Consider the following 2,095-nt stretch of genomic DNA (forward strand, 5'->3'; position numbering starts at 1 on the left):
TAGCATATTGGCACAATGCTGAACCAATACCTTGTCCTTGTGCAGCTGGAGCGACAAAAAGCATCTCTATCTTATGGTTAGCAACACCAGAAAATCCAATAATTTTGCCTTCTATGTTTTTAATGCACTTAATAAGAACTGCATCAAAATATTTGTCTAGGATAAGCAGTTTTAGTTGCTCGATTTCTTCATCAGGAAAAAAATCATGGGTCGCTTGCACAGACTTTTCCCATACCTCTATTAATTCTAAATAATCTTGTTTTTTAGCATTACTCACTTGGTGTTTCATAATTTTCTTGTCAATTAAGTTATACCCTTTCTGATCCCAATCCAGATTTTTGCGGTGGTCGATGTCTAAAATATTATGAAGAAGTGAGCAACTCACGGACAAATTTTCAGCACAAACTCTCCCTAATGTTTATTGACGAAAACTAAGCAGTTATCGTCTATTCTCAGAGCAAAGTTTTATCAGCAATATCGTTTATTCTTCCGTTATAAGTCAGTCTCTAAAGTCATTACTTTTTCAGCACATCGTTAACAAATGGATTGCATATCTGAATACTATCAACTGTCTCGCCGGTGTTCATGTCTTCGCTAAATAGCACTCTGCAACCTGATGCCTTTGCACTAGCAAGCACGATAGCATCGTAAAAAGCGATACTACGAGTTTGGTTTAAGTCGATTCCTGCACGGATGATAGCTGGAGTTACCTGAATTACTTCAAATTGCTCGTATAGATCGAGTTGTGGCCGAATGTATTGTGGAGAAAGTTTGAGTCTTTTTAGAGCAACGTTGCAATATTCCTGAAGGATTTGGGTAGAAAGCACCCCACTTGCGTCTTCGTAAAGCTGTTTAAGCAGGGAAAGAGCAGCTTTCTGCTTCACGGGTATGTCGCTTGCCTCTGCGTAAACAAGGATATTGGTGTCGATAAAACTACGATTTGCCATGCGATTAACGCTCATTGGCTTCGTTACGATCAAATTGCCAACCGTCAAGCTTAGCGGATGATTGCAAACAACGAGCTTCAAACTGTACCCATTGCTGATCACGGTAGGCACTGCCTGCTAACTGTTCCAGGTAGTCACGTACAATCTGGTTAAGGCTTTTACCCATTTTTTGCGCTGCGTCACGTGCCCGTTGCGCAACTTGTTTGTCTACAGAAAGAGTGATATTCATGATTGATCTCCATTATTTTTTGGATATAGCACATATTATGTGCGCACATTGAATGTTTTTCAAAGAAGAAATGGATGAGGTATGTGATGTAGATCACAGATATTGATAGCGACTGAAGTCTAGCTGCCCTTGTTTTTTATCCTATCGTTTTTAAAGCTACATAGGCCACGTAGCGTTAAGGTAAGGGCATGGGTAAGTCAAAGAAAGCGTCTCTATGGCCATTCTAGAGCCCTTGGAGGGGCATCATTGAATCTTATCTCTGTCCTATCTCTGTATTATCTAATTTTTTCCTGTTAATCCGATTTTTTAACGATATTTTTTAATTCTAAAAAAATTTTAATGAAAATGGTTTTTTTAGATCGGTAACGCTCGCCGCAAGAATGGATTTCGCAAAGCGAAAGCCGTTCGAGGAAGCGGAATATCATCTGATACTAAAAAGGAACTCGGTCACTCTTTGGCTAAAGGTAAGCTCTGGATTTTTTTTGTAACTACAGGTTATTGAAAAATGGAAAAATATTGGAGAAAGAAAATGGCGTTTTTTTAACCGGTCTTCTGAAATAGAGGTCGTTATAATTACGACGATAAAGAAGGTTACTCACAATTTTTTATTTTAGCTCCATGTTTTTATTTTCTTTATTCTTTATATTCTCTTTATTTAGAGTTAAATTTTTCTTTTTTATCAATACGTTACGATGTTTAAGGTCGCGTGATTTCTGTGTGGATAACTTTTGTTTCTGTGCTATTGATTATCTGAGATAAATAGCTACCTAATGATGATTATTTGTTCTGTTAAAATCAGGAGAGTGCTATTTTTGAATGTTTTTTATCAGCTGAGTTGTGCCAAGAAAGGGTATACAGTAAGTACTAAAAAAGTACTAAAAAAATTTAAGGTCGCTAGATTTCTGTTTTGATAATCAGG

Annotated in this window: 3 protein-coding genes; all 3 read right to left on the minus strand. The window is 37.2% G+C overall.

Annotation, left to right across the window (positions count from 1 at the left end; translation table 11 throughout):
- On the minus strand, window positions 1-289 hold a 289-nt coding region (locus REG_RS10310), incomplete at its 3' end, for a GNAT family N-acetyltransferase (RefSeq protein WP_039908978.1).
- A 226-nt stretch (window positions 290-515) separates the two neighbouring features.
- Entirely contained in the window at window positions 516-947 is a 432-nt protein-coding gene (locus tag REG_RS10315; RefSeq protein WP_176603528.1) for a PIN domain-containing protein, read from the minus strand.
- A gap of 4 nt (window positions 948-951) precedes the next feature.
- Entirely contained in the window at window positions 952-1,176 is a 225-nt protein-coding gene (locus tag REG_RS10320) for a DUF6364 family protein (RefSeq protein ID WP_006705592.1), read from the minus strand.
- Between the last annotated feature and the right edge of the window lie 919 nt (window positions 1,177-2,095).

This window comes from Candidatus Regiella insecticola LSR1, from assembly GCF_000143625.1.
Lineage (GTDB): Bacteria > Pseudomonadota > Gammaproteobacteria > Enterobacterales > Enterobacteriaceae > Regiella > Regiella insecticola.